Origin of the sequence: Demequina activiva, from assembly GCF_016862815.1 — a bacterium.
Taxonomy (GTDB): Bacteria; Actinomycetota; Actinomycetes; order Actinomycetales; family Demequinaceae; genus Demequina; species Demequina activiva.
Map to the genome: position 1 here is coordinate 192,803 of NZ_BONR01000003.1, position 18,913 is coordinate 211,715.

At 72.3% G+C, this 18,913-nt stretch carries 21 protein-coding genes; 9 read left to right on the forward strand and 12 right to left on the reverse strand.

Going from position 1 to position 18,913, the window contains the following annotated elements:
* Positions 1–4 precede the first annotated feature (4 nt).
* The 3 genes from Dac01nite_RS08335 (at position 5) to Dac01nite_RS08345 (ending at position 2,997) form a co-directional block, all read left to right on the forward strand.
* Positions 5–1,270: an isochorismate synthase gene (locus Dac01nite_RS08335; protein WP_239066586.1), complete on the forward strand. Its 1,266-nt coding sequence runs from the start codon at positions 5–7 to the stop codon at positions 1,268–1,270.
* Between the two features lie 36 nt (positions 1,271–1,306).
* Positions 1,307–1,963: a class I SAM-dependent methyltransferase gene (locus Dac01nite_RS08340; RefSeq protein ID WP_203655811.1), complete on the forward strand. Its 657-nt coding sequence runs from the start codon at positions 1,307–1,309 to the stop codon at positions 1,961–1,963.
* Between the two features lie 71 nt (positions 1,964–2,034).
* Positions 2,035–2,997 carry a zinc-binding dehydrogenase gene (locus Dac01nite_RS08345; protein ID WP_203655813.1) on the forward strand — a complete coding sequence of 321 codons (963 nt, stop codon included), beginning with the start codon at positions 2,035–2,037 and terminating at the stop codon, positions 2,995–2,997.
* On the opposite strand, the gene Dac01nite_RS08350 is transcribed toward Dac01nite_RS08345, so the two are convergent.
* Genes Dac01nite_RS08350 through Dac01nite_RS08360 form a run of 3 tightly spaced genes read right to left on the reverse strand, consistent with a single transcriptional unit; the run spans position 2,994 to position 6,648 of the window.
* Positions 2,994–4,043 carry a hypothetical protein gene (locus Dac01nite_RS08350; protein ID WP_203655815.1) on the reverse strand — a complete coding sequence of 350 codons (1,050 nt, stop codon included), beginning with the start codon at positions 4,041–4,043 and terminating at the stop codon, positions 2,994–2,996. The genes Dac01nite_RS08345 and Dac01nite_RS08350 overlap by 4 nt on opposite strands.
* A gap of 50 nt (positions 4,044–4,093) precedes the next feature.
* Complete coding sequence (menD, locus tag Dac01nite_RS08355) at positions 4,094–5,761, reverse strand: 2-succinyl-5-enolpyruvyl-6-hydroxy-3-cyclohexene-1-carboxylic-acid synthase (RefSeq protein ID WP_203655825.1); 1,668 nt, start codon at positions 5,759–5,761, stop codon at positions 4,094–4,096.
* A complete protein-coding gene (locus tag Dac01nite_RS08360) occupies positions 5,758–6,648 on the reverse strand; it encodes an o-succinylbenzoate synthase (RefSeq protein ID WP_203655832.1) in 891 nt (296 codons plus the stop codon). The genes menD and Dac01nite_RS08360 overlap by 4 nt, the downstream gene beginning before the upstream one ends.
* A gap of 121 nt (positions 6,649–6,769) precedes the next feature.
* On the opposite strand from Dac01nite_RS08360, the gene Dac01nite_RS08365 reads away from it, so the two are divergent.
* On the forward strand, positions 6,770–7,702 hold the full coding sequence (locus Dac01nite_RS08365; RefSeq protein WP_203655841.1) for a 1,4-dihydroxy-2-naphthoyl-CoA synthase: 933 nt from the start codon (positions 6,770–6,772) through the stop codon (positions 7,700–7,702).
* Positions 7,703–7,733: 31 nt separating this feature from the next.
* On the opposite strand, the gene Dac01nite_RS08370 is transcribed toward Dac01nite_RS08365, so the two are convergent.
* A complete protein-coding gene (locus Dac01nite_RS08370) occupies positions 7,734–8,822 on the reverse strand; it encodes a DUF3048 domain-containing protein (protein WP_203655843.1) in 1,089 nt (362 codons plus the stop codon).
* Between the two features lie 34 nt (positions 8,823–8,856).
* Between Dac01nite_RS08370 and Dac01nite_RS08375 the strand changes: the two genes are divergently transcribed.
* Genes Dac01nite_RS08375 through Dac01nite_RS08385 form a run of 3 tightly spaced genes read left to right on the forward strand, consistent with a single transcriptional unit; the run spans position 8,857 to position 11,206 of the window.
* Positions 8,857–9,885, forward strand: coding sequence for an AMP-binding protein (locus Dac01nite_RS08375; RefSeq protein WP_203655845.1), 1,029 nt, complete (start codon positions 8,857–8,859; stop codon positions 9,883–9,885).
* A complete protein-coding gene (locus Dac01nite_RS08380; protein WP_203655854.1) occupies positions 9,882–10,775 on the forward strand; it encodes a 1,4-dihydroxy-2-naphthoate polyprenyltransferase in 894 nt (297 codons plus the stop codon). Before Dac01nite_RS08375 ends, Dac01nite_RS08380 begins: the two co-directional genes overlap by 4 nt.
* 38 nt (positions 10,776–10,813) lie before the next feature.
* Positions 10,814–11,206 carry a DUF2510 domain-containing protein gene (locus Dac01nite_RS08385; RefSeq protein WP_203655856.1) on the forward strand — a complete coding sequence of 131 codons (393 nt, stop codon included), beginning with the start codon at positions 10,814–10,816 and terminating at the stop codon, positions 11,204–11,206.
* A 16-nt stretch (positions 11,207–11,222) separates the two neighbouring features.
* Here Dac01nite_RS08385 and Dac01nite_RS08390 read toward each other — a convergent pair whose 3' ends face one another.
* Positions 11,223–11,492 (reverse strand): DUF4229 domain-containing protein, encoded by a 270-nt coding sequence (locus tag Dac01nite_RS08390; RefSeq protein WP_203655858.1) that lies wholly within the window; start codon positions 11,490–11,492, stop codon positions 11,223–11,225.
* A gap of 32 nt (positions 11,493–11,524) precedes the next feature.
* Here Dac01nite_RS08390 and Dac01nite_RS08395 point away from each other — a divergent pair, with 32 nt between their 5' ends.
* Positions 11,525–11,815 (forward strand): PLD nuclease N-terminal domain-containing protein, encoded by a 291-nt coding sequence (locus Dac01nite_RS08395; RefSeq protein WP_203655861.1) that lies wholly within the window; start codon positions 11,525–11,527, stop codon positions 11,813–11,815.
* Between the two features lie 26 nt (positions 11,816–11,841).
* On the opposite strand, the gene Dac01nite_RS08400 is transcribed toward Dac01nite_RS08395, so the two are convergent.
* The 7 genes from Dac01nite_RS08400 to Dac01nite_RS08430 are packed head-to-tail and all read right to left on the reverse strand — an operon-like array spanning position 11,842 to position 17,916.
* Positions 11,842–13,005 carry a glycosyltransferase family 4 protein gene (locus Dac01nite_RS08400; protein WP_203655863.1) on the reverse strand — a complete coding sequence of 388 codons (1,164 nt, stop codon included), beginning with the start codon at positions 13,003–13,005 and terminating at the stop codon, positions 11,842–11,844.
* Positions 13,006–13,012: 7 nt separating this feature from the next.
* Positions 13,013–14,059 carry a c-type cytochrome biogenesis protein CcsB gene (gene ccsB, locus Dac01nite_RS08405; protein ID WP_203655865.1) on the reverse strand — a complete coding sequence of 349 codons (1,047 nt, stop codon included), beginning with the start codon at positions 14,057–14,059 and terminating at the stop codon, positions 13,013–13,015.
* The gene (gene resB / locus Dac01nite_RS08410; protein WP_203655867.1) at positions 14,056–15,684 is read right to left on the reverse strand and encodes a cytochrome c biogenesis protein ResB; all 1,629 of its coding nucleotides are present in this window, start codon (positions 15,682–15,684) and stop codon (positions 14,056–14,058) included. The genes ccsB and resB overlap by 4 nt, the downstream gene beginning before the upstream one ends.
* Complete coding sequence (locus Dac01nite_RS08415) at positions 15,684–16,457, reverse strand: cytochrome c biogenesis CcdA family protein (protein WP_203655869.1); 774 nt, start codon at positions 16,455–16,457, stop codon at positions 15,684–15,686. The genes resB and Dac01nite_RS08415 overlap by 1 nt, the downstream gene beginning before the upstream one ends.
* The gene (locus Dac01nite_RS08420) at positions 16,457–17,017 is read right to left on the reverse strand and encodes a TlpA family protein disulfide reductase (RefSeq protein WP_239066587.1); all 561 of its coding nucleotides are present in this window, start codon (positions 17,015–17,017) and stop codon (positions 16,457–16,459) included. Before Dac01nite_RS08420 ends, Dac01nite_RS08415 begins: the two co-directional genes overlap by 1 nt.
* The gene (locus Dac01nite_RS08425) at positions 17,014–17,634 is read right to left on the reverse strand and encodes a histidine phosphatase family protein (protein ID WP_203655871.1); all 621 of its coding nucleotides are present in this window, start codon (positions 17,632–17,634) and stop codon (positions 17,014–17,016) included. The genes Dac01nite_RS08420 and Dac01nite_RS08425 overlap by 4 nt, the downstream gene beginning before the upstream one ends.
* 21 nt (positions 17,635–17,655) lie before the next feature.
* Positions 17,656–17,916, reverse strand: coding sequence for a glutaredoxin family protein (locus Dac01nite_RS08430; protein WP_203655873.1), 261 nt, complete (start codon positions 17,914–17,916; stop codon positions 17,656–17,658).
* 51 nt (positions 17,917–17,967) lie between these two features.
* Between Dac01nite_RS08430 and Dac01nite_RS08435 the strand changes: the two genes are divergently transcribed.
* Entirely contained in the window at positions 17,968–18,843 is an 876-nt protein-coding gene (locus Dac01nite_RS08435; protein WP_203655875.1) for an HAD family hydrolase, read from the forward strand.
* Positions 18,844–18,913 lie beyond the last annotated feature (70 nt).

Consider the following 18,913-nt stretch of genomic DNA (forward strand, 5'->3'; position numbering starts at 1 on the left):
CGGGGTGAGTGTGCAAGCTGCGATGCCGGGGCCGCTGACGGTCCGCACGGTGGCGATCGACCCGCCCGAGGACCTGCTCGCGACCATGCCCGAGGCCGGCATCTCGTGGGTGCGGCGCGGCGAGGGACTGGTGGCCTGGGGAGAGGTGGCTCGCCTCGACTCTCGCGGCGCCAGCCGCATCGACGAGGCTGACGCCTGGTGGCGCCGGGTGAGCCGCCACGCAGTGGTGCGCGACGACGTCCACCGGCCGGGCACGGGCCTCATCGCCTTCGGGGCGTTCTCCTTCGCCGACGCCTCGGACGCGGGCGGCGCCCTGGTGATCCCGCGGTACGTCGTGGGCGTGCGCGGGGACGAGGCGTGGCTCACCGTGATCTCCGAGGACGGGCTGACCGCAATGCCGGCGTTCGCGGACGTCGCGGCACGCACCGCCACCGTGCCTGCGCTGCCCCGCGTCGAGATCGCGACCGGCGACCGCGACGCCTGGTCGCGCGCCGTGTCCGCCGCTGTCGAGCGCATCGGCGCAGGAGAGCTCGACAAGGTGGTGCTGGCCCGCGCGGTCCAGGCCCGCGCCGAGGCGCCGGTGGACGTGAGGTCGCTGCTGGCCACCCTCGCCACGGAGTACCCGAGCTGCTGGACCTTCCACGTGGACGGCCTGGTGGGCGCCACGCCCGAGCTCCTGGCGCGCGTGGACCACGGCCTGGTGACGTCGCGGGTGCTCGCGGGAACGATCCGGCCCACCGGGGACGAGACCGCGGACCTCGCCCATGCGGCGGCGCTCGCCCGCTCCTCGAAGGACCGCGAGGAGCACGAGTACGCGGTGCGCTCCGTGACGAGCGTGCTGGAGTCTCACTGCGGCTCCGTCAACGTTCCGGAGGAGCCGAGCGTGCTCCACCTGCCCAACGTGATGCACCTGGCGACCGATGTCACCGGCGTGCTGAGCCACAACGCGAGCGCCCTCGAGCTCATTCGCGAGCTGCACCCCAGCGCAGCGGTGTGCGGCACCCCCACTCTGACGGCGGCGCGCGTGATCGACGCGCTCGAGGGCCTCGATCGTGGCCGCTATGCCGGACCGGTGGGGTGGATCAATGCCGCAGGCGACGGCGAGTGGTGCATCGGGCTGCGCAGCGCGGAGATCTCGCCTGCCGACCCGACACGGCTGCGGCTGTTCGCAGGCTGCGGGATCGTCGCGGCGAGCGAAGTGGGCGCAGAATGGGCAGAATCGGAAGCGAAGCTCGAGCCGATGCGACGGGCTCTGGGCGCGCAGGCATGACGGCGCCCGGGGCCGTCGCCTACCTGGGGAGGCGCCGTGAACGAGGGACACGACCACAGCCACGATGACGAGCCGATGCGCGACCTGGGTCGCGACTCGTGGGAGGCGCGGTACCGCTCGCGACCCGCGATCTGGAGCGGCCAGCCCAACCAGCCCCTGGTGGACGAGGTCGAGCATCTGACGAGTCCCGGCACCGCCCTCGAGGTGGGGTGCGGCGAGGGCGCCGATGCCGTGTGGCTCGCCGGTCAGGGCTGGCTCGTGACCGCCGTGGATCTGTCGACGACCGCGCTCGAGAGGGCGCGCGGGCGTGCGCAGGAGGCCGGCGTCGCTCAGCACATCCACTTCACCGACGACGACGTCGCGGACGTGATCGCCCACCACGGGCCGTGGAATCTGGTCACGTCGCTCTACACGCACCCGGAGCAGGGTGGGCGATGGCTCGTGGAGACGCTCGCCCCGGGCGTCGCGCCTGGGGGCATGCTGCTGGTGATCGGCCATCACCCCACCGATCCGCACGCGCAGGAGCATGAGGACCTGCGCGACACCGCCTTCGCCGCCGAGGACGTCTCGGACGTGCTGGATCGCGCCGAGTGGGAGGTCTCCGCGACGCTGCGCGAGCGCACCACGCGCGACGCGGACGGCCACGAACGACTGCTGCGGGACTCCGTGCTCGTGGCCCGGCGCCACGGCTGAGGTCGCTGCGCGAGAGCACCACGGCCTTCGGTCCCAGGGCGCAGCCCGCGCGCGGCGCTAGCGTCCGCTTCATGAGCATGGACACTGGTTGGGCCTACCGAGTCGCGGCGCCCCACCGCTTCGAGCGGGTTCAGGACCGCCCGCCTCCCCCGCTGCGACGGGGCGAGATCCTGGTGGAGCTCACGGCGGGGGCCGTGTGCGGCTCCGACCTGCCTTTCGCGCGCGGCGCCATGGTGCCGGCGGCGGGAGCGGGCCTGCCGGGGCGACCGCTGCATGAGGTCGTGGGCGTGGTGATCGCGACGGAGCACGCGGACTTCTGCGCTGGAGACCGGGTGGTGGGCTGGGCGTCCCAGTGGGACGCGCTGCGCCAACGCTTCGTGACGGCAGGCGACCAGGTCGCCAAGGTGCGGATGCCGGGAATCGACGCCCACGTCACGGTGGCGCAGTCGGTCGCGTGCCTCATGACGGTGTTCGACCGGCTGGGGCCGTTGGCGGGCCGCAGCGTCGCGATCGTGGGCGTGGGGCCCTTCGGACTGATGGCCAGCGCGCTCGCGCATCACCATGGTGCCGGCCGGATCGTGGGCGTGGACCCGGTGGACCGCGCGAAGGACGCCGTGGGACTGCCGTTCGACGCGCTGGTGCGCGACACCGCGCGCGGATGGTCGCGCGACATCGCGGAGGGCGATCGCCCGGACGTGGTGCTGGAGATGGTGGGGCATCAGACCTCGACTCTCGCCGATGCGATGAGCGCGATCACGACGGGTGGCACCGTGGTCGCGTTCGGGGTTCCGGACGACGACTGGTACGCGTTGCCGCTGCGCGAGTTCTTCCGGCGCAACGGCACGCTGGTGACCGGCGTGACCCGCGATCACCGCGCCATGCTGGAGAGGGCCCAGGACTACCTGACCGCGCACGCGATGCTCGCGCAGCACATGGTCACCAACGTCTACCCCATCGACCAGGTGGAGCGCGCGTTCGAGGTGGCCATGAGGCCGCGCCCCGACCAGCGCAAGGTGGTCCTCGAGGTCGGCTAGCCCACCGGCACGCCGGTCGCCGCATGCGACACACCGCGCGCGCCCTCGGGCAGCGGCAGCGGGGTGAACTCTCCCGCGACGGGGTCGTACCAGCCCAGCGCCGGGCCGTCGCCGATCACGGGGCCGTACGAGTCGAGGCCGCGTCCCGCGAGGATGCGATCCTGCAGGTGCCCCAGCGGGGTCAGCCAGAACTCGTCCTCGGACTGCGCGGTCGCCAGCAGCGGGGTGCCCTCGACGGTGTTGGCGCTGACCCAGTGGCGCCCCAGCGCCACGAAGGCCGTGGACCGGTGGAACTGCGGGTACTCGCCCCACTGCGGATGCGGAGCATACGTGCCCGACTGCGCATCGGCCGTGCTGAGCGTGACCGTGCCGATCTCGAACAGCGCATCCTCCCGATCGCAGGTGACGGCGACCTCGGTCTCCGCGAGCATGCCGCTCGCGACGCAGGGCCCCGGGGCGCCCTCGACGGACACGAACGCATCGCGGTCTGGCAGCCACATCGCGGATGCCTCCCGGGCGGCAGGCTCGCCCGGCGTCACCTCGCCGGTCGCGGCGTCCACGGTCGCGACGGTCGCGGGGCCTCCACACCCGCCGAGCACCAGGAAGGTGTCCCCGCGCGGCTCGAGCAGGCCGAGAACGTCGGGCTCGCCCCCCGCGCACTGCAGGGCCGTCACCGCGTCCGTCTCCAGGTCCCACACGGCCCAGAGCCTCACGGAGAACGCATCGTCGACGGTCGCGGTGACGAGCGCCGAGCGGGCGCCGGACGCGATCGCCTCGGCCCTCACCCACGAGGTGCCGTCCAGTCCGAGGCCCTCGGTGACGGTCTCCGCCGCGCCGCTGTGCCAGCGCGCGATGCCGTCCTCGCCCACGAGCACGAGGGCCGATCCACCCACGTTCGGGACGGTGGAGGCCTCGGGTCCGGGCTCGGTGACCATCGCGGCGACCATGGGCTCGGGCCATGGGTCGAGACCGGGCGGCGCCTCATCGTCGCCCGCGCAGCCAGCGAGCAGCGCCAGCGCGGCCGCCACGATCGCTCCAGCGCGCATCGACCCACCTCCCCTGACAGGACAACGCATGCCGAGTCGCGGACGTTGGGTCACCGCAGCCGCGCCTCGACGACCTCGAGCGCCTGCGGCGGTTGCGCGAGCGCCTTGGCCAGCGCATCCGCGCTGCGCACGGACGCGTGCGCGACGCCGTAGCCAGCGCACAGCGCCGCCAGGTCCGCGCCGTGGGGCGTGGTGAACACCCTCTCCACGTCAGCGGGCGCCGCCGTCGCATGCTCGAGGCCGGAGAAGATGGTGCCGCCTCCGTCGTTCACGACGACGATGCGCAGGCGCGGCCGGCGCTCACGCGGACCCACCAGCAGGCCGCCCACGTCGTGAAGGAAGGTCACGTCCCCCATCAGCGCGTGCGTGGGGCGGCCCGTCGCGAGGGCGAGGCCCACCGCGGTCGAGACCGTGCCGTCGATGCCCGCCAGGCCGCGATTGGCCACCAGGGCCGGCGCGCGGCCCACGGGCCACGCCGGCGCGACACGATCCACCGCCCGGATGGGGCCGGACGATCCGAGCAGCGCGACGTCGTCCTCGCCCAGCGCATCCAGGAACGCGCCCGCGATCGCGCGCCTGCCCCAGGGACGCTGGTCGGTCTCGACCGCGGCGGCAGCGTCGCGCCACACGGACAACCACGTCGAGTCGCCCAGGTCCAGCTGCCCGTCGTGGCGTGCCAGCCACGCCTGAGGCACCTCGCGCAGCACGCGCTCCGCGTGCCGCGGCGCCTCGCGCCATCGGGCTCCATGACCCGCGATCATCAGCGCGGGCGCACGAGCGATGAGCTGCTGGACGGGACGCGACAGCGTGGGCCGTCCGATCACCACCACCTGGTGCACCTGATCGGCGAGGTCCTGGCCCGCTGGAGTGGTCAGCAGGTCGAGGTAGCGCGCGATCGCCGCCTCGCCCGCACGAGCGCCGGAGGTCGGCTCCGCCAGCAGAGGCCAGCCGTGCGCCTCGGCGACCAGACGGGCCACCTCCCCCGCGCCGTCGCCCGCGATGACCACCCCGCGCTCGACGCCAGGCAGCGCCGCAGGAGCCTCGGCGGGCGTGACGATGCTGGTGCCGTACGAGGGCATGTCCTCCACGTGCGGCGGGTCGTGCCACACGCCGCCGTCCGCGCCCAGCGGATCCCGGAACTCGAGGTCCAGGTGCACGGGTCCGGGGGTGCCGGTCATGTCGTCGCGCGCCGGGTCGCCCATCGCGATCGCGACCGCTCGGTACGCGAGAGTCGCGGCGTGCCGGGGCGCGTCTCCTGCGACGGGCGCGGATGCATCGGCGCTCCACCGCACGAAGGTGCCGAAGATGCCCACCTGGTCCGTGGTCTGGTTCGCGCCCACGCCGCGCAGCTCGCCGGGACGGTCAGCTGTGAGCAGCAGCAGCGGCACTCCCGCGTGGTGGGCCTCCATCACTGCGGGCAGCAGGTTTCCCACGGCCGTGCCGGACGTGGTGATGACGGCCACGGGACGGCACTGTCCGATCGCCTTGCGGCCACGGGCGATGCCGAGCGCGAGGAACGCCGCTGATCTCTCGTCGATGCGCACATGCAGGTTGACGCGGGGCGCACCCAGCTGCGGGTTGTCGCCGCCGGCGTCCGCGAGCGCATGCGCGAGGGGGCCCGAGCGCGAGCCGGGGCACAGCACGAAGTCCTCGACGCCCTTGGCCGCCAGCGAGGCGATCAGCTCACGGGCGAAGGCGGCGGACGGGTTCGCGCTCACGCGATCACCTCCAGGGGGCGGGGGCCGATGCGCCCGGCGCCCGGCAGCAGGGTGTCGCGGACGGTGTCGGTCGCCAGCAGCGCACCGGTCCCGAGCCCGCACGCGAGGGGCTCCTCCGGCAGAGCGCACGCCAGGGCGATCCCGGCCGCGAGTCCCACCGATGACTCCAGGGCGCTGGCCACCACGATGGGCAGCGGCGAGACCTGCTCCGCGATCTCGAGGCAGCGCCGCACGCCTCCCAGCGGCTGTGCCTTGAGGATGATGACGTCCGCGGCGTGCGCGGCCAGCACCGCATCCGCGCTGCCCGCGACGCGGATGGACTCGTCCGCGGCCACAGGGGTGTCCGTGCGGCGGCGCAGCTCGGCGAGATCCTCGACCCGCGCGCACGGCTGCTCGACGTACTCCAGGCGCTCGATGCCGCCGGTGCGTGCGGCCCTCTCAAGCTCCGCGAGCGCGGTCACGGCGGCGTCGACCTCCCAGCCGCCATTGACGTCGATGCGGATCGCGCCGCCTGCACCCAGCGCATCGGCCACCGCCTCGATGCGCGCCGCGTCCTCGGCCAGCGCGGCACCGCCGGCGACCTTGACCTTCGCGGTGCGCGCCCCGCCAGCGGTGGCATACGCGCGGGCGGAGGCGGGATCGACCTGGGGGACGATGCTGTTGACGGTCACCGAGTCGCGCACCGGGTCCGGCCAGGCGCCGCGGGCCGCCTCGATCGCGGACGTCCACCACCGGTTGGCTCGCGCGGCGTCGTAGTCAGCGAACGGGCTGTACTCGCCCCAGTGCTCCGTGCCGTCGGCGTCCGCGCCGCGGATCAGCACGCCGTGGCGGCTGGTGAGGCCGCGGAAACGCGTGCGGAGCTCGACGGTGAAGGGCCGGAACTCCATGGCCACAGCCTACGGCGACGCACGCGCCTGCGCGCCGCGCATCGGCCCTGCGACCTGCCGCCCGCCCTCCTCGCTCCCGCCGGGCGAGGGGGGAGCATGCGGCGCGACTACGCTGACTCGCATGAGCGACATCCCGGCCCAGGTCTCGGACACGTTCGACGCGCAGCGGTGGCGCTCCATCGACGGCTTCCCCGATGGCGACATCACCTACCACCGCTGGGTGGCGCGCGACGGCGACCAGGAGCTCGACCTGCCGGCCGTGAGGATCGCGTTCAACCGGCCCGAGGTCCGCAACGCGTTCCGCCCGCAGACCGTCGACGAGCTGTACCGGGCGCTCGACCACGCTCGTCAGACGGCGGACGTGGCCGCGGTGATCCTGACCGGCAACGGTCCCGCTCCCAAGGACGGCGTCTGGGCGTTCTGCTCCGGCGGCGACCAGCGCATCCGCGGCAAGGACGGCTACCTGTACGAGGGCAGCGCCGCGGACGCTCCCGCCCACGGCGGCCGCCTGCACATCCTCGAGGTCCAGCGGCTCATGCGGACCATGCCCAAGGTGACGATCGCCGCCGTCAACGGCTGGGCCGCGGGGGGCGGACACAGTCTGCACGTGGTCGCGGACCTCTCGATCGCGAGCCGCGAGCACGCCCGCTTCAAGCAGACCGATGCGAACGTGGGCTCCTTCGACGCCGGGTACGGATCCGCGCTCCTGGCGCGCCAGATGGGCGACAAGCGCGCGCGAGAGATCTTCTTCCTGGCTCGCGAGTACTCGGCGGAGGACGCCGAGCGCTGGGGCGCCGTCAACGAGGCCGTGCCACACGCCGAGCTCGAGACGACCGCTCTCGCGTACGCGCAGGCGATCGCCGCGAAGTCACCGCAGGCGATCCGCATGCTGAAGTTCGCGTTCAACCTCGCGGACGACGGGCTCGCGGGCCAGCAGGTGTTCGCCGGCGAGGCCACCCGCCTGGCGTACATGACCGAGGAGGCCCAGGAGGGCCGCGATGCGTTCCTCGAGCGGCGCGATCCTGACTGGACCCGGTTCCCGTACGCGTTCTGAGCCCGCGCACCTGCCCCGGGGCGGCGCGCCGTCAGCTGAACGCGACGGTGCCCTTGCCTGCGCCACCGGACTGCGGCACCAGCTCGACCCAGGTCTTGCCGGGCACCAGCTCCACGACCTCACCTGACTCGGTCTCGAGGACGTACGGGTCGAACTGGCCGGCCTTGGACCACGTGATCGGGACGTAGGTGTCCTCGGCGGCGACGTACCCCGTGCCGGAGTCCGTCACCACGACGGTCTCGGGAACAGCCGAGCCGCCTCCGGACGAGTTGGGGACGATGTCGACCCACAGCACCACCACGTTCGTGGCGCTCAGCTGCGTTCCGTCCGACGTGGTGTGGGGAGTGCCGGCCTCGGAGCGCATCCACGCTCCCGCGGACTCGTCCCAGTCCCACTGCGGCTGCATGCGCGGCGACGCGTAGATGTCGATCGTCGTGGTCGCCGTGCCCTCGGCGATGACATTCGAGTCCTCGGACGGGTACGCATACTCGAACTGCTGTGGCGGCGCCGTGGCGTCCGTCTGCGCGTAGAAGTCGGCGAGCGTGCCGTGAAGGTTGTGCGGGGCAGGCTTGTCCGAGGTGCGGAAGAACCCGTAGCCGCCCGTGTCCTGGGCGATCAGCTCCTGGCCCGAGGACTGCGCGGCGCTGATGAAGCCTCGCTGCGCGCCGGAGAAGACCAGCGGGCCCTCCAGGGAGCCCATGATGTTCCGGTCCATGGGCCGCATCGAGCGGATGGGGCCCACCGTCTCCGGGGTCTCCGAGTGATAGATCGCGACCAGCCGCGAGATGCCGTACTCGACCTGCTCCTCGAACACGATGTCCGCGTACTGCAGGTTCGACTGGGGCTTCGCGTTGTCCGAGTTCTCGATCTTGATCGACAGCGCGGGGCGCTCCAGGTCCGTGGGATCCGCGCTCTCGGCGTCCACCCCGGTGAGCGGCCAGACCACGTCTGGACGCGGGTCCTCCGGCGGCGACGGCGCGATGGTGCGCTCGGGGGTGGGGGCGATGCTGGCGGTGGTCGCCGGACCGGACTCGACGTCGGGCGACGAGGCGCACGCCGTCAGCCCCACGGCGATCGCAGTGGCGAGGGCGGACACAGACGCGATGCGCTGGCTCTTCATGTGGGCCATTGTAGGCGCGGCATACGCTGGGTCCATGGACTACGCCCGGCTCGTCGACGCAGGCGCAGACGCCATCGACCACGCGCTCGCGGGCCGCGCTCGGGGCGTGGCGGCGCGGACCTCCGGCTCGACCGGGGAGCCGCGCGAGGTGCTCCTGAGCGCAGATGCGGTGGTCGCCTCTGCCCGCGCCACGCTGGAGCGCTTGGGGGGCGCCGGCCACTGGCTGCTGGCGCTGCCGACGGATCGCATCGCCGGAGCGATGGTGGTCGCTCGTGCGCGCGTGGGCGGCGGAGCCGTGGTCGAGACCGCGGCGGGCAGGTTCACGCCGGAGGGGTTCGCTGCGGCGGCCTCGCGCATGCCCCAGGGGCGCCGTTACGTCTCGCTCGTGCCCACTCAGGTGCGACGGCTGCTGGCCAGTCCTGAGGGCTCGGAGGCGCTCGCGCGCTTCGACGCGGTGCTCGTGGGCGGCGCTCCGCCCGGCATGGCGCTGCCGTCCAACGCCGTGGAGACGTATGGGATGACGGAGACCTGTGGGGGCTGCGTCTACGACGGGGCGCCGCTGTCGGCGGTCGGCGCCACCACAGACGCACAGGGGCGCATCCTCCTTGCCGGGCCCACGCTCGCGGACGGCTACGCCGATGGTGACGATGGGGCCTTCGTGGAGCGCGACGGTGAACGCTGGTTCCTCACGTCGGACCTGGGGGCATGGGATGGCTCGCGCCTGGCCGTCCACGGGCGGGCGGACGACGTCATCATCTCCGGCGGCCTCAACGTCCATCCCGCGGCGGTGGAGCGTGCGCTGCTCACGGTTCCCGGCATCGTCGACGCCGTGGTGGTGGGGGTGCCGGACGCCGAGTGGGGCGAACGGGTCGCGGCCCTCGTGGTGTCCGCGAGCGAGGGCGTGCCGGATGTCGACGCGCTGCGCGGGATGCTCGACGTGCCGGGGCATGCGATGCCGCGGTTCATCCTGGCGAGGGATGCCGTGCCGCGCACGGATGCTGGCAAGATCGACCGCAGCACGGCGCGCGCGATCGTCGCGCGCGCTGCGGAGGAGGCCCCATGACCAGCAGTGCCGACTGGATCGCGGGCGCGCGCCCGCGCACCCTGTGGACCGCGATCTCGCCAGTCGCCGTCGGCTCCGCGAGCGCGGCGGCGCTGGGAGCGTTCGAGGCCACCGCCGCGCTGCTGTGCCTCGTGGTCGCGCTCGCGCTGCAGATCGCCAGCAACTACGCCAACGACTACTCGGACGGGGTGAAGGGCACGGACGTGGACCGCATCGGCCCCGACCGCCTGGTCGCCACCGGCAAGGCCACCCCGAGCGCGGTCAAGGGAGCGGCATTCCTCAGCTTCGCCGTCGCGGCGGTCGCGGGGATCTCGCTGGTGGTCCTGACCTCGACGTACTGGCTGCTGCTCGTCGGCATGTTCGCGATGATCGCGGCGTGGACCTACACGGGCTCCGACCGCCCCTACGGGTACTCGGGGTGGGGCGAGCTGAGCGTGTTCGTGTTCTTCGGTCCCGTGGCGCTGCTGGGCACGCTGTACGTGCAGGCCGGCACGGTGACGTGGTGGGCGGTGATCGCGTCCATCGGCGTGGGCCTGTACGCGGTGGGGATGCTCATGGTCAACAACATCCGGGACCTCGACACCGACGCCGCGTCCGGCAAGATCACCCTCGCGGTGCGGCTCGGCTCGTTCCGCGCTCGACAGGTGTTCGCCGCGGTGGTGCTGGCCCCCGTGGCGGTCGCGATCGTCGTGTCCTTCGCGCACCCGTGGGTGCTGCTGGCGACCGTGGTGGCGCTGCCGAGCCTGTACTTCGCGATCGCGATGCGCGTGGACGGCGCACTGCGGGAGCGCACCGGCATGCCCGCCGGCGGGCTCAAGACGATCTTCGCGGGGCTGTCCGCGGTGGGCCTGGTCTACGGCCTGCTGATGGCCGTGGGGATCCTGCTGTGAGGCCGTGCGCCGCACACGTCCGCTGGTAGCCTCGGCGCATGTCCGCTCCTGCTGCCCCGCCAGGGTGGTACCGGCGCTCCGACGGGCTCGAGCGCTGGTGGGACGGCACGGCGTGGACGGCACACGAGCGAGTCGCCCCGGTTGATCCATCCAACGCCTCGGCCCAGCCGTCCCTCTACACGCAGCCCTTCGAGCCGCGCGGCGGCATCCGTTGGGGGCTGTTCGAGCCCGTCTGGTCGACCGTCGGAGGCATCTGCCTCATCGTCGTGGCGCTGCCGCTGCTGCTGTTCGCGCTGCTGTCGCTCGTGACCGGCTCGGTGCTGTCCGCAGTGGGGATGGGGCTCATGGGCCTCGCCTTCATCGGCTGCGGCGTCGCGTTCCTGTACGACGCCTCCGTGGGCCGCCGGCTGCGTCGCGCGTCCGGGCGCTGAGCCCCACCGCCGCCGCTCAGCGCCGGCTCTGCGAGTCCTCGCCGCCGATCTCCGCGTCCTCCTCGGCATCCTCCGCGCGACGCGCCTTGCCCGACCTGTCGAGCATGGTGGCCATCTGCTCCTGCGCCTCGCGCCGCAGCCGCGGCAGGGCGAGGTAGGAGATCAGCCACGCGACCACGAACGCGGCGATGACCGCGATGATGTCGAACCATCCCACGAGCCACAGCGCGGCGACCACGGCGAAGAAGATGCCGGTCCGGGCGGCCCAGTAGGCGAAGATCTTCATGAGAACAGATTACGCGGGGTTAGAGTGACGCCATGCTTCGCGTCCTGCTGTTCGTGATCCCCATCGCACTCGCCGTCTACTGCATCGCTGATGCGGTCCAGCATCCCGAGGAGCAGCCGTACGGGCTGCCGCGCTGGGCGTGGGTGCTCATCATCCTGTTCTTCCCGTACATCGGCGCCGGCGTCTGGCTCTATCTGAAGTTCTCGCGACCGGCCTCAGGTGGCCAGCAGCAGCGCGGCCCCATCGCCCCTGACGACGACCCGGAGTACCTCGCGTGGCTGCGCGACCAGGAGCGCCGTCGCAAGCGCCAGGGCGGCGAGTAGCCCCTCACCCGGAGGAGGCTCGTGGCTCAGGCGGCGTAGAGCGCGAGGATCTGCTCGCCCACCACGGCGACATCGAAGCGCTTGACCCGCTCGGCCTGCTCGGCGTGGAGCTCGGCACGCAGCGCGTCGTCCTCGATGAGGCGTCGCAGCGCCCCGGCGAAGGCGGCCGTGTCGCGTGCGTCGACGCTGACCTCCGCACGGTCTCCCAGCACCGACAGGTACCCGGGGTTCGCGCCTCCCAGCACCACTCCGGCGCCGGACGCCATCGCCTCGATCAGCACGATCCCGAAGCTCTCCCCGCCGGTGGCGGGGAACACCGCGATGTCCGCAGCCGCGTAGTACGCGGGCTTGTCCTCCTCCGCCACGAAGCCGTCGAGCGTCACCATGGTCTCGAGCCCGTGCGCGGCTGCCGCCGCCTCGACGGCTCCCGCGAGCGGACCCTTGCCGCCGATGCGCACCTCGAGCCGGTCTCGCACGGAGCTCGGGAGGGCCCCGAGGGCCGCGATGAGCTCGAGCGCTCCCTTGCGCTCGACCAGGCGTCCCAGGAAGACGATGCGCAGCCGACCGCCCTCCCCCCGCCTTTCCGAGAATTTGGCACCATTTTCATCGTCCAGGGCCCTGGACGATGAAAATGGTGCCAAATTCTGGAAGAGAGTGGTGTCGATCGCGCAGGGGATCACGGTTGCGGTGATGCCGAAGGCGCGCGCCGCGAACTGCGCAGCGGGCGCGGACACGGCGCAGAATGCGTCGAACTTGGCGAGGTTGCGACGCTGCCACCGCCCCAGCATCCGGGTGCCGTACTCGCTCACGGCGCCGTCGGGAAGGATGTGGAAGGTCCCCACGATCCGCACGGTGCGGGCCTGCACCCGGCGAGCCTCGTCCACCACGCGCGAGGCGAACAGCGGCGAGTGCGGGATCTGCACGTGGATCACGTCGTAGCGCTCGCGCTCGAGGAAATCGCGCAGCATGGATCGCGAGGTGGGCAGCGGCACGCGCAGCCCGTTCCCGTTGAAGGTGACCCCCACGTTGCGGGCCAGCGAGTGCACGGTGACGTCGGTGCGGGACGCCTCCGAGCACACGTAGTGGACCTCGTGGCCCTCACGCTCGAGGAACGCCCCCAGGGTCAGCACATACTGCTGCACCCCGTCCGGACGGTCGATCGAGTCGTCCAGGACCATCGCAATCTTCATGCGACCGCTAGACCCCCGCGTAGCTGTGGAGGCCTTGGAACACGAGGTTGACCACCGTGAAGTTCATGAGCAGCGCCACGAAGCCGGCGACGGCGATGTACGCGCTGCGGCGCCCGGCCCAGCCCTGGGTGGTGCGGGCGTGGAGGTAGGCGGCGTAGATCACCCAGATGACGAAGGACCACACCTCCTTGGGGTCCCAGCCCCAGTACCGACCCCAGGCGTGCTCGGCCCACACCGCTCCGGCCATGACGGTGAAGGTCCACAGCACGAAGCCCACGGCGTGCAGGCGGAAGGAGAGCGCCTCGAGCTTCTCCGGCTCCGGCACCCCCTCGAGCCACCGCAAGCGCTTCAGCAACCGCAGGTTCGCGTTGCGCCACTGCCGGCCCCACCGGATCAGAGCGTTCGAGGCGCCGGCCGTGTCGACGGGCTCATCCTCCCGGCGATCGCGCATGAGCTGCAGCACGGTCGCCACGAACGCGACCGTGAAGACGCCGGTCGCGATGATCGCGATCGACACGTGGATGACCAGCCAGAAGCTCTGGAGCGCGGGCTGCAGGCCCGTCGAGGCCTGGTACAGCGTGGTGAGGCCCAGACCCAACGCGATGGCCGCGAATCCGGTCACTCCCGGCGCGAGGTAGGACACGTCACGCTTGCGCTGCACGATGAGGAAGACCACCACCGCCACCCAGGTGCCGGTGATGGTGTACTCGTACATCGTGGACCACGGCACATGGCCGGCCTCGATGCCGCGGGCGACCACGCCGATGCCCTGGAGCACCGCGCCCACCAGGGTGGTCGAGGCGGCGATGCCTGCGGCCTTGGTGCGCATCGGTTCCGCGGGAATGGCCGATGCACGGGCAGAGGTCGTGGCAGCGTCTCCCTCGGCGGCGCTCGAGCCAGCGCTCGAGGCGCCCACCGCGGACCGCACCTTGCCCTTGGCGGCGGCCTTCGCATCGGCCACTCGCGCGAGGTGGATCGAGGAGGCGACCATCGCGATCGCGTACAGCGCGGTGGCACCCCACAGCGCGTACCAGCTCAGTTCCTGCGCGGTCATCGGTCCTCCGGGGGGTGCTCGTTCGTGGCGGGCGTGAGGTGGGCGGTGGAGAGGATCCGGTCGAGCTCCTCGGCCGCTCCTGAGTCGTGCGCCGGCGCCCACGCAGCCGCCGTCACCACTGTAGCCGCGCCGCCTGGGGGCGCTGTCGCGGGGGCGACGAGCCAGATGCGCCGGCGGGTCCCGAACAGGCTCATCGCGAGCCCCGCGAGCGCGCCGATGGCCGCCGCCAGCAGCCACGGTAGCGACGGGTCGCGGCGCAGGTCGAAGGCGGCGAAGCGGGGCAGGCTGTCCCAGGTGACGCTGCCCAGGCCGTCGGGCAGGTCGATGGTCTGCCCGGGCGTCATCGCGACCAGCAGCGGCTGGCCGTCGTCGCCGCGCACGGGGCTCAGCTGGGACTCGTCGAGCTGGTAGACGTTCTGCGGGATGCCCGCGTCGAGTCCCAGGTCGCCCGTGTAGGCCTGGAGATAGATCACGGGGTTGGTGGGTGACGGGTGCAGCGACTGCGCACCCACCGCGTCGCCGGAGCTCGTGGGCAGCAGCGTCGCCTTGAAGCCCAGCTGCTCGCCCTCGGTGACATCGGGCACCTTGATGACGCCCGTCGAGGTGTAGACCTCGTCCTGCGGCAAGAACGGCACCGCACCGCGGAAGGCCACCTCGCCCGAGGAGTCGGTCACGGTGAACACAGGGGCGTAGCCGTTGCCCTGCAGGTAGATCTTGGCGCCGTCGACCTGAATGGGGCGGTTGACCTGTGCCTCGACCTCACGCGGCTCCTGGCCGGGCTCGGTCAGCGTCGCGTAGGCCGTGAACTCGGTGGGGGCGCCCGCGAGGCTGAACTGCGCGTCGAAGCTGTCGAGCGAGAGCGTCCACGGCTCGAGCTGGTCCTCGCTGAACAGCGCGCCGGACTCGTAGGAGTCGTACGCCACCACGGCGTTCGTGAACGTGTCGCCCTCGACGATCAGCGCCTGGCCGCGATACGTCAGCACCGATCCCGCCGCGACCGCGAGCAGGATGCCCACGAGCGAGACGTGGAAGATCAGGTTGCCGAGCTCGCGCAGGTGGCCCTGGTGGGCGCTGAGCGCGAGCTCGGTGCCCTCACGGGCGCTGCGCTCGTCGATCCGCACGCGGTAGCCGGAGAGCCAGCGCCACGGCGCGGGGCCGGTGCCTTCGAGCGCCACGCGAACGTCCTCCAGCGCCTCGCGCGGCTCCTGATCGGCCGATGCGGTGGTGGGCTCATAGCGGTCCAGGCGTGAGGGGGTGGCCGGGACGGGCGCGCGCAGCTCACGCCAGTACACCAGGCACCGGGGGATGATGCAGCCGATGAGCGACGCGAACAGCAGCAGGTAGATCGCGGTGAACCACGCGGATCCGAACACGTCGAGGAAGCCGGTCGCGTCCAGCAGCGGGCCCCAGAACGGGTTCGCGTCGATGAAGGCGCGCGTGTCGCCCGCGTCCTGGGGCCACTGCGGCAGCACGGACCCGGGGATGGCCGCGAGAGCGAGCAGCAGCAGCAGGATCAGCGCCACTCGCATCGACGTGACCTGGCGCCAGATCCACCGCAGCCAGCCCACGAAGCCCAGCCTCGGGACCGCCGCGTAGGCGTAGTTGTCCATCTTGACGCGAGCCATCACACCGCCACCCAGAAGCCGTCGATCCAGCCCTGCAGCAATGCGGTGAGCTGCCCCCACAGGCCCGTCACGAGCATCACGCCCAGCACCACCAGCATCGCGCCGCCGAACAGCTGCAGTCCGCGACGGTGCTTGCGCAGCCACCGCAGGATGGTCCCGGACCGCTCGAACCAGATCGCGAGCGCGAGGAACGGCAGGCCCAGGCCCAGGCAGTAGACGACGGCCAGGATGGACCCCCGCAGCACGGTGCCCTCGTTGAGCCCGAGCGCGAGAACGGCGGACAGCGTGGGGCCGATGCACGGCGCCCAGCCCAGTCCGAAGACCACGCCCAGCACCGGGGCTCCCGCGAGGCCGGCCTTGGGGCTGATGTGCAGGCGACGCTCATTCTGCAGGAACGGCACGGCGCCCATGAAGGCGAGTCCCATCAGGATCACCAGGACGCCCAGCACGCGGGTGATGATGTCGAGCTGCGCCCGGAACTCCGCACCCGCGGTGGACACGACGATGCTCAGGGTCACGAAGACCGCGGAGAAGCCCAGGATGAACAGCAGCACGCCGAGGATGAGGCGCGGACGCGAGGCCTTGCCCCCGGCATCGGCCCCCGCCATCCCCGAGACGTAGCCCAGGTAGCCGGGAACCAGCGGCACCACGCACGGGGAGGCGAAGCTCACGAGGCCCGCCAGCAGCGCGATGGGGATCGCCGCCAGCAGCGAGCCGGTCAGCACGGTCGAGGACAGCTCGGTGCCGATCCCGGACGCGAGCGCCCCACCCATCAGGACGCCGCCCCGTCGACCAGCGCCTGCAACGTCGACGGCTCGACGCGGCCGATGACGCGCGCCGCGACACGGCCCTCGGTGTCGAGGATCAGCGAGGTGGGCACCGCATTGATCGCGACGAGGCCCTGCAGGCGGGCGATCGCCTGGCCGTCGTCGTCCTCGATGCTCGGGTACTCCACCGAGAAGGTGCGGTCGAACGCGAGGGCGGTCTCCGCATCGTCCCGGCTGTTGATGCCCAGCACCTGGACGTCCTCGCGAGCATCGAGCGCGACCAGATCGGGCGCCTCGGCCCGGCACGGCGGGCAGGAGGCGTACCACGTGTTGATCAGCACCACCTGGCCCCGGTAGTCCGCGACGTCCACGGCCTCGCCCTCGAAGCTGGTGCCGGCGAGGTCGACGGGCTCGCCGCGCTCGGCCACGGCCCACTCGGTGACGGTGCCGTCGCCGGAGACGTACCCGGGCGACTCCGTGGCGTCGCCGGGCGCGCACGCCGTGAGCCACAGCACCACGGCGATGAGCACCGCGGCAAGCAGCACCAGCCGCGCGGACCGCTTCACGCCGGGACCTCGATGTGCGCGGCGGGCTCCCGATAGTCCATCGCCACCGGCTCGCCGTCCTCGAACGCGAAGCTCGTCAGCGACGCGAGGCCGCACTCACGGGAGCGGGGATCGTGCAGATAGCGGCGCTTCTCGAAGCTCAGGCGCGCCACCCAGATGGGGAGCTGATGGCTGACCATCACCGTGTCCGTGCCCGGGTTCGCCGCGGCGGCGTCGCGGATCGCAGCCCACATCCGGTCGCGCTGCTCGGTGTACGGCTCGCCCCAGGACGGTCTCCAGGGATTGCGCAGCAGCCACCAGTTGCGAGGGTGGATGAAGTCTGCGGCGCCGGACTGGAGGGGCCGTCCCTCGTAGGCGTTCGCCGCCTCGATCAGGCGCTCGTCCGTGATGATCCCCAGGCCGAACGCGGCCGCGATGGGCGCGGCGGTCTCCTGCGCGCGCTGGAGAGGCGAGGCGACCACGCGGCCCACCGTCGCGCCCCGGGCGACCAGGTCGTCGGCGACCGCCTGCGCCATGGCCTGTCCCGCGTCCGACAGGCGGAACTGTGGCAGGCGTCCGTACAGGACCTTGTCCGGGTTGTGGACGTGGCCGTGACGGAGCAGGTGGACCGTGGGCATGATGTCTATTGTCGCCCAGGCTCAGGCGTGCACGGAACCTGGCCCCGCCTGCAGCGCGGCCCGCAGGCGCGCCGGGTCGATGCGCCAGAATCCCACCACCTGCTGGTCGACGATGACCACGGGCACCTCGTCGCCGAACCGCTCCGCGAGCCGCTCGTGCGCGTCGACGTCGACCTCGCGCCAGTCCACGTCCGCCGTCGCGCACTCCTGCTCGACGAGCGCGCGAGCGTCCGCGCACAGGTGGCAGCCAGCGCGGACCAGAAGGGAGACGCGGGGGGCCATGCGGACCAGGGTACGGCTCGGAGGTTGGCGCGCGGTAGGTAGGGTGGCACCGTGACAGGCCCCGCACGCGACGCCGGCGCTACCGGAATCGCCGCGTTCTTCGACGTGGACAACACGATCGTCCGCGGAGCGTCCGCCTACCACATCGCGCGCGGCCTGCATCAGCGCGGATACCTGCGCAAGCGCGACATCCTGAGGTTCGGATGGGAGTCCGCCAAGTACTCGATGTTCGGCGAGACCAAGGAGCAGATCGACGATCTCCGCCATGAGGGCCTGGGCATCATCAAGGGATGGTCGGCCGCGGAGATGGTCGCGGTGGGCGAAGAGGTCTACGACGAGGTGCTCGCGCTGCGGATCTACCCCGGCACCAAGGCGATCATCGACGAGCACCGTGCTCAAGGGCACCAGGTGTGGCTGGTGACCGCCTCCCCCATCGAGGTGGGCAGCGTGATCGCACGGCGCCTGGGGTGCACCGGAGCGCTCGGCACGGTCGCCGAGCAGGAGTACGGCTACTACACCGGGCGCCTCGTGGGCGACATGCTGCACCGCGAGGCGAAGGCGACGGCGGTGCGGAAGCTGGCACTGGAGGAGGGGCTCAACCTCGACCGATGCCACGCCTACGGGGACTCGATGAACGACGGCCCCATGCTGGAGGCGGTGGGCCACCCCTGCGCGATCAACCCGGACACCAAGCTCCGGCGCTTCGCGCGCGAGCGCGGCTGGCCCATCCAGGAGTTTCGCAAGCGCACCAAGAGCGGTCGCCGCGGAGTGGTGAAGGGCTCGATCACGGGCACCGTCTGGGCCGGACTGGCGGTCGCGCGTGGCGTCAGGGCCGCGGTGCGCGGAGCGCTGCGGCCCGTGCGCGCACGCACGGCCGAGGTCGGGCCCACCCCGCGGGTCCACGATGACGAGGCGAAGGGCCTGTAGGGCCCGCCCGCTCCCACCCCCGCTTTCTCCCGGGGAGTTTGGCACCCTTTTCGTCGCCTCAGCGAGTGCG

Coding starts and splice junctions, on each gene's coding strand:
- Dac01nite_RS08395 (WP_203655861.1), top strand. CDS start 11,525: ATGCTTCGCGTCCTGCTGTTCGTGATCCCCATCGCACTCGCCGTCTAC.
- Dac01nite_RS08375 (WP_203655845.1), top strand. CDS start 8,857: ATGGACTACGCCCGGCTCGTCGACGCAGGCGCAGACGCCATCGACCAC.
- Dac01nite_RS08345 (WP_203655813.1), top strand. CDS start 2,035: ATGAGCATGGACACTGGTTGGGCCTACCGAGTCGCGGCGCCCCACCGC.
- ccsB (WP_203655865.1), bottom strand. CDS start 14,059: ATGACCGCGCAGGAACTGAGCTGGTACGCGCTGTGGGGTGCCACCGCG.
- Dac01nite_RS08400 (WP_203655863.1), bottom strand. CDS start 13,005: ATGAAGATTGCGATGGTCCTGGACGACTCGATCGACCGTCCGGACGGG.
- Dac01nite_RS08380 (WP_203655854.1), top strand. CDS start 9,882: ATGACCAGCAGTGCCGACTGGATCGCGGGCGCGCGCCCGCGCACCCTG.
- Dac01nite_RS08430 (WP_203655873.1), bottom strand. CDS start 17,916: ATGGCCCCCCGCGTCTCCCTTCTGGTCCGCGCTGGCTGCCACCTGTGC.
- Dac01nite_RS08365 (WP_203655841.1), top strand. CDS start 6,770: ATGAGCGACATCCCGGCCCAGGTCTCGGACACGTTCGACGCGCAGCGG.
- Dac01nite_RS08425 (WP_203655871.1), bottom strand. CDS start 17,634: ATGCCCACGGTCCACCTGCTCCGTCACGGCCACGTCCACAACCCGGAC.
- Dac01nite_RS08350 (WP_203655815.1), bottom strand. CDS start 4,043: ATGCGCGCTGGAGCGATCGTGGCGGCCGCGCTGGCGCTGCTCGCTGGC.
- Dac01nite_RS08415 (WP_203655869.1), bottom strand. CDS start 16,457: ATGGGTGGGGCGCTCGCGTCCGGGATCGGCACCGAGCTGTCCTCGACC.
- Dac01nite_RS08370 (WP_203655843.1), bottom strand. CDS start 8,822: ATGAAGAGCCAGCGCATCGCGTCTGTGTCCGCCCTCGCCACTGCGATC.
- Dac01nite_RS08385 (WP_203655856.1), top strand. CDS start 10,814: ATGTCCGCTCCTGCTGCCCCGCCAGGGTGGTACCGGCGCTCCGACGGG.
- resB (WP_203655867.1), bottom strand. CDS start 15,684: ATGGCTCGCGTCAAGATGGACAACTACGCCTACGCGGCGGTCCCGAGG.
- Dac01nite_RS08360 (WP_203655832.1), bottom strand. CDS start 6,648: ATGGAGTTCCGGCCCTTCACCGTCGAGCTCCGCACGCGTTTCCGCGGC.
- Dac01nite_RS08390 (WP_203655858.1), bottom strand. CDS start 11,492: ATGAAGATCTTCGCCTACTGGGCCGCCCGGACCGGCATCTTCTTCGCC.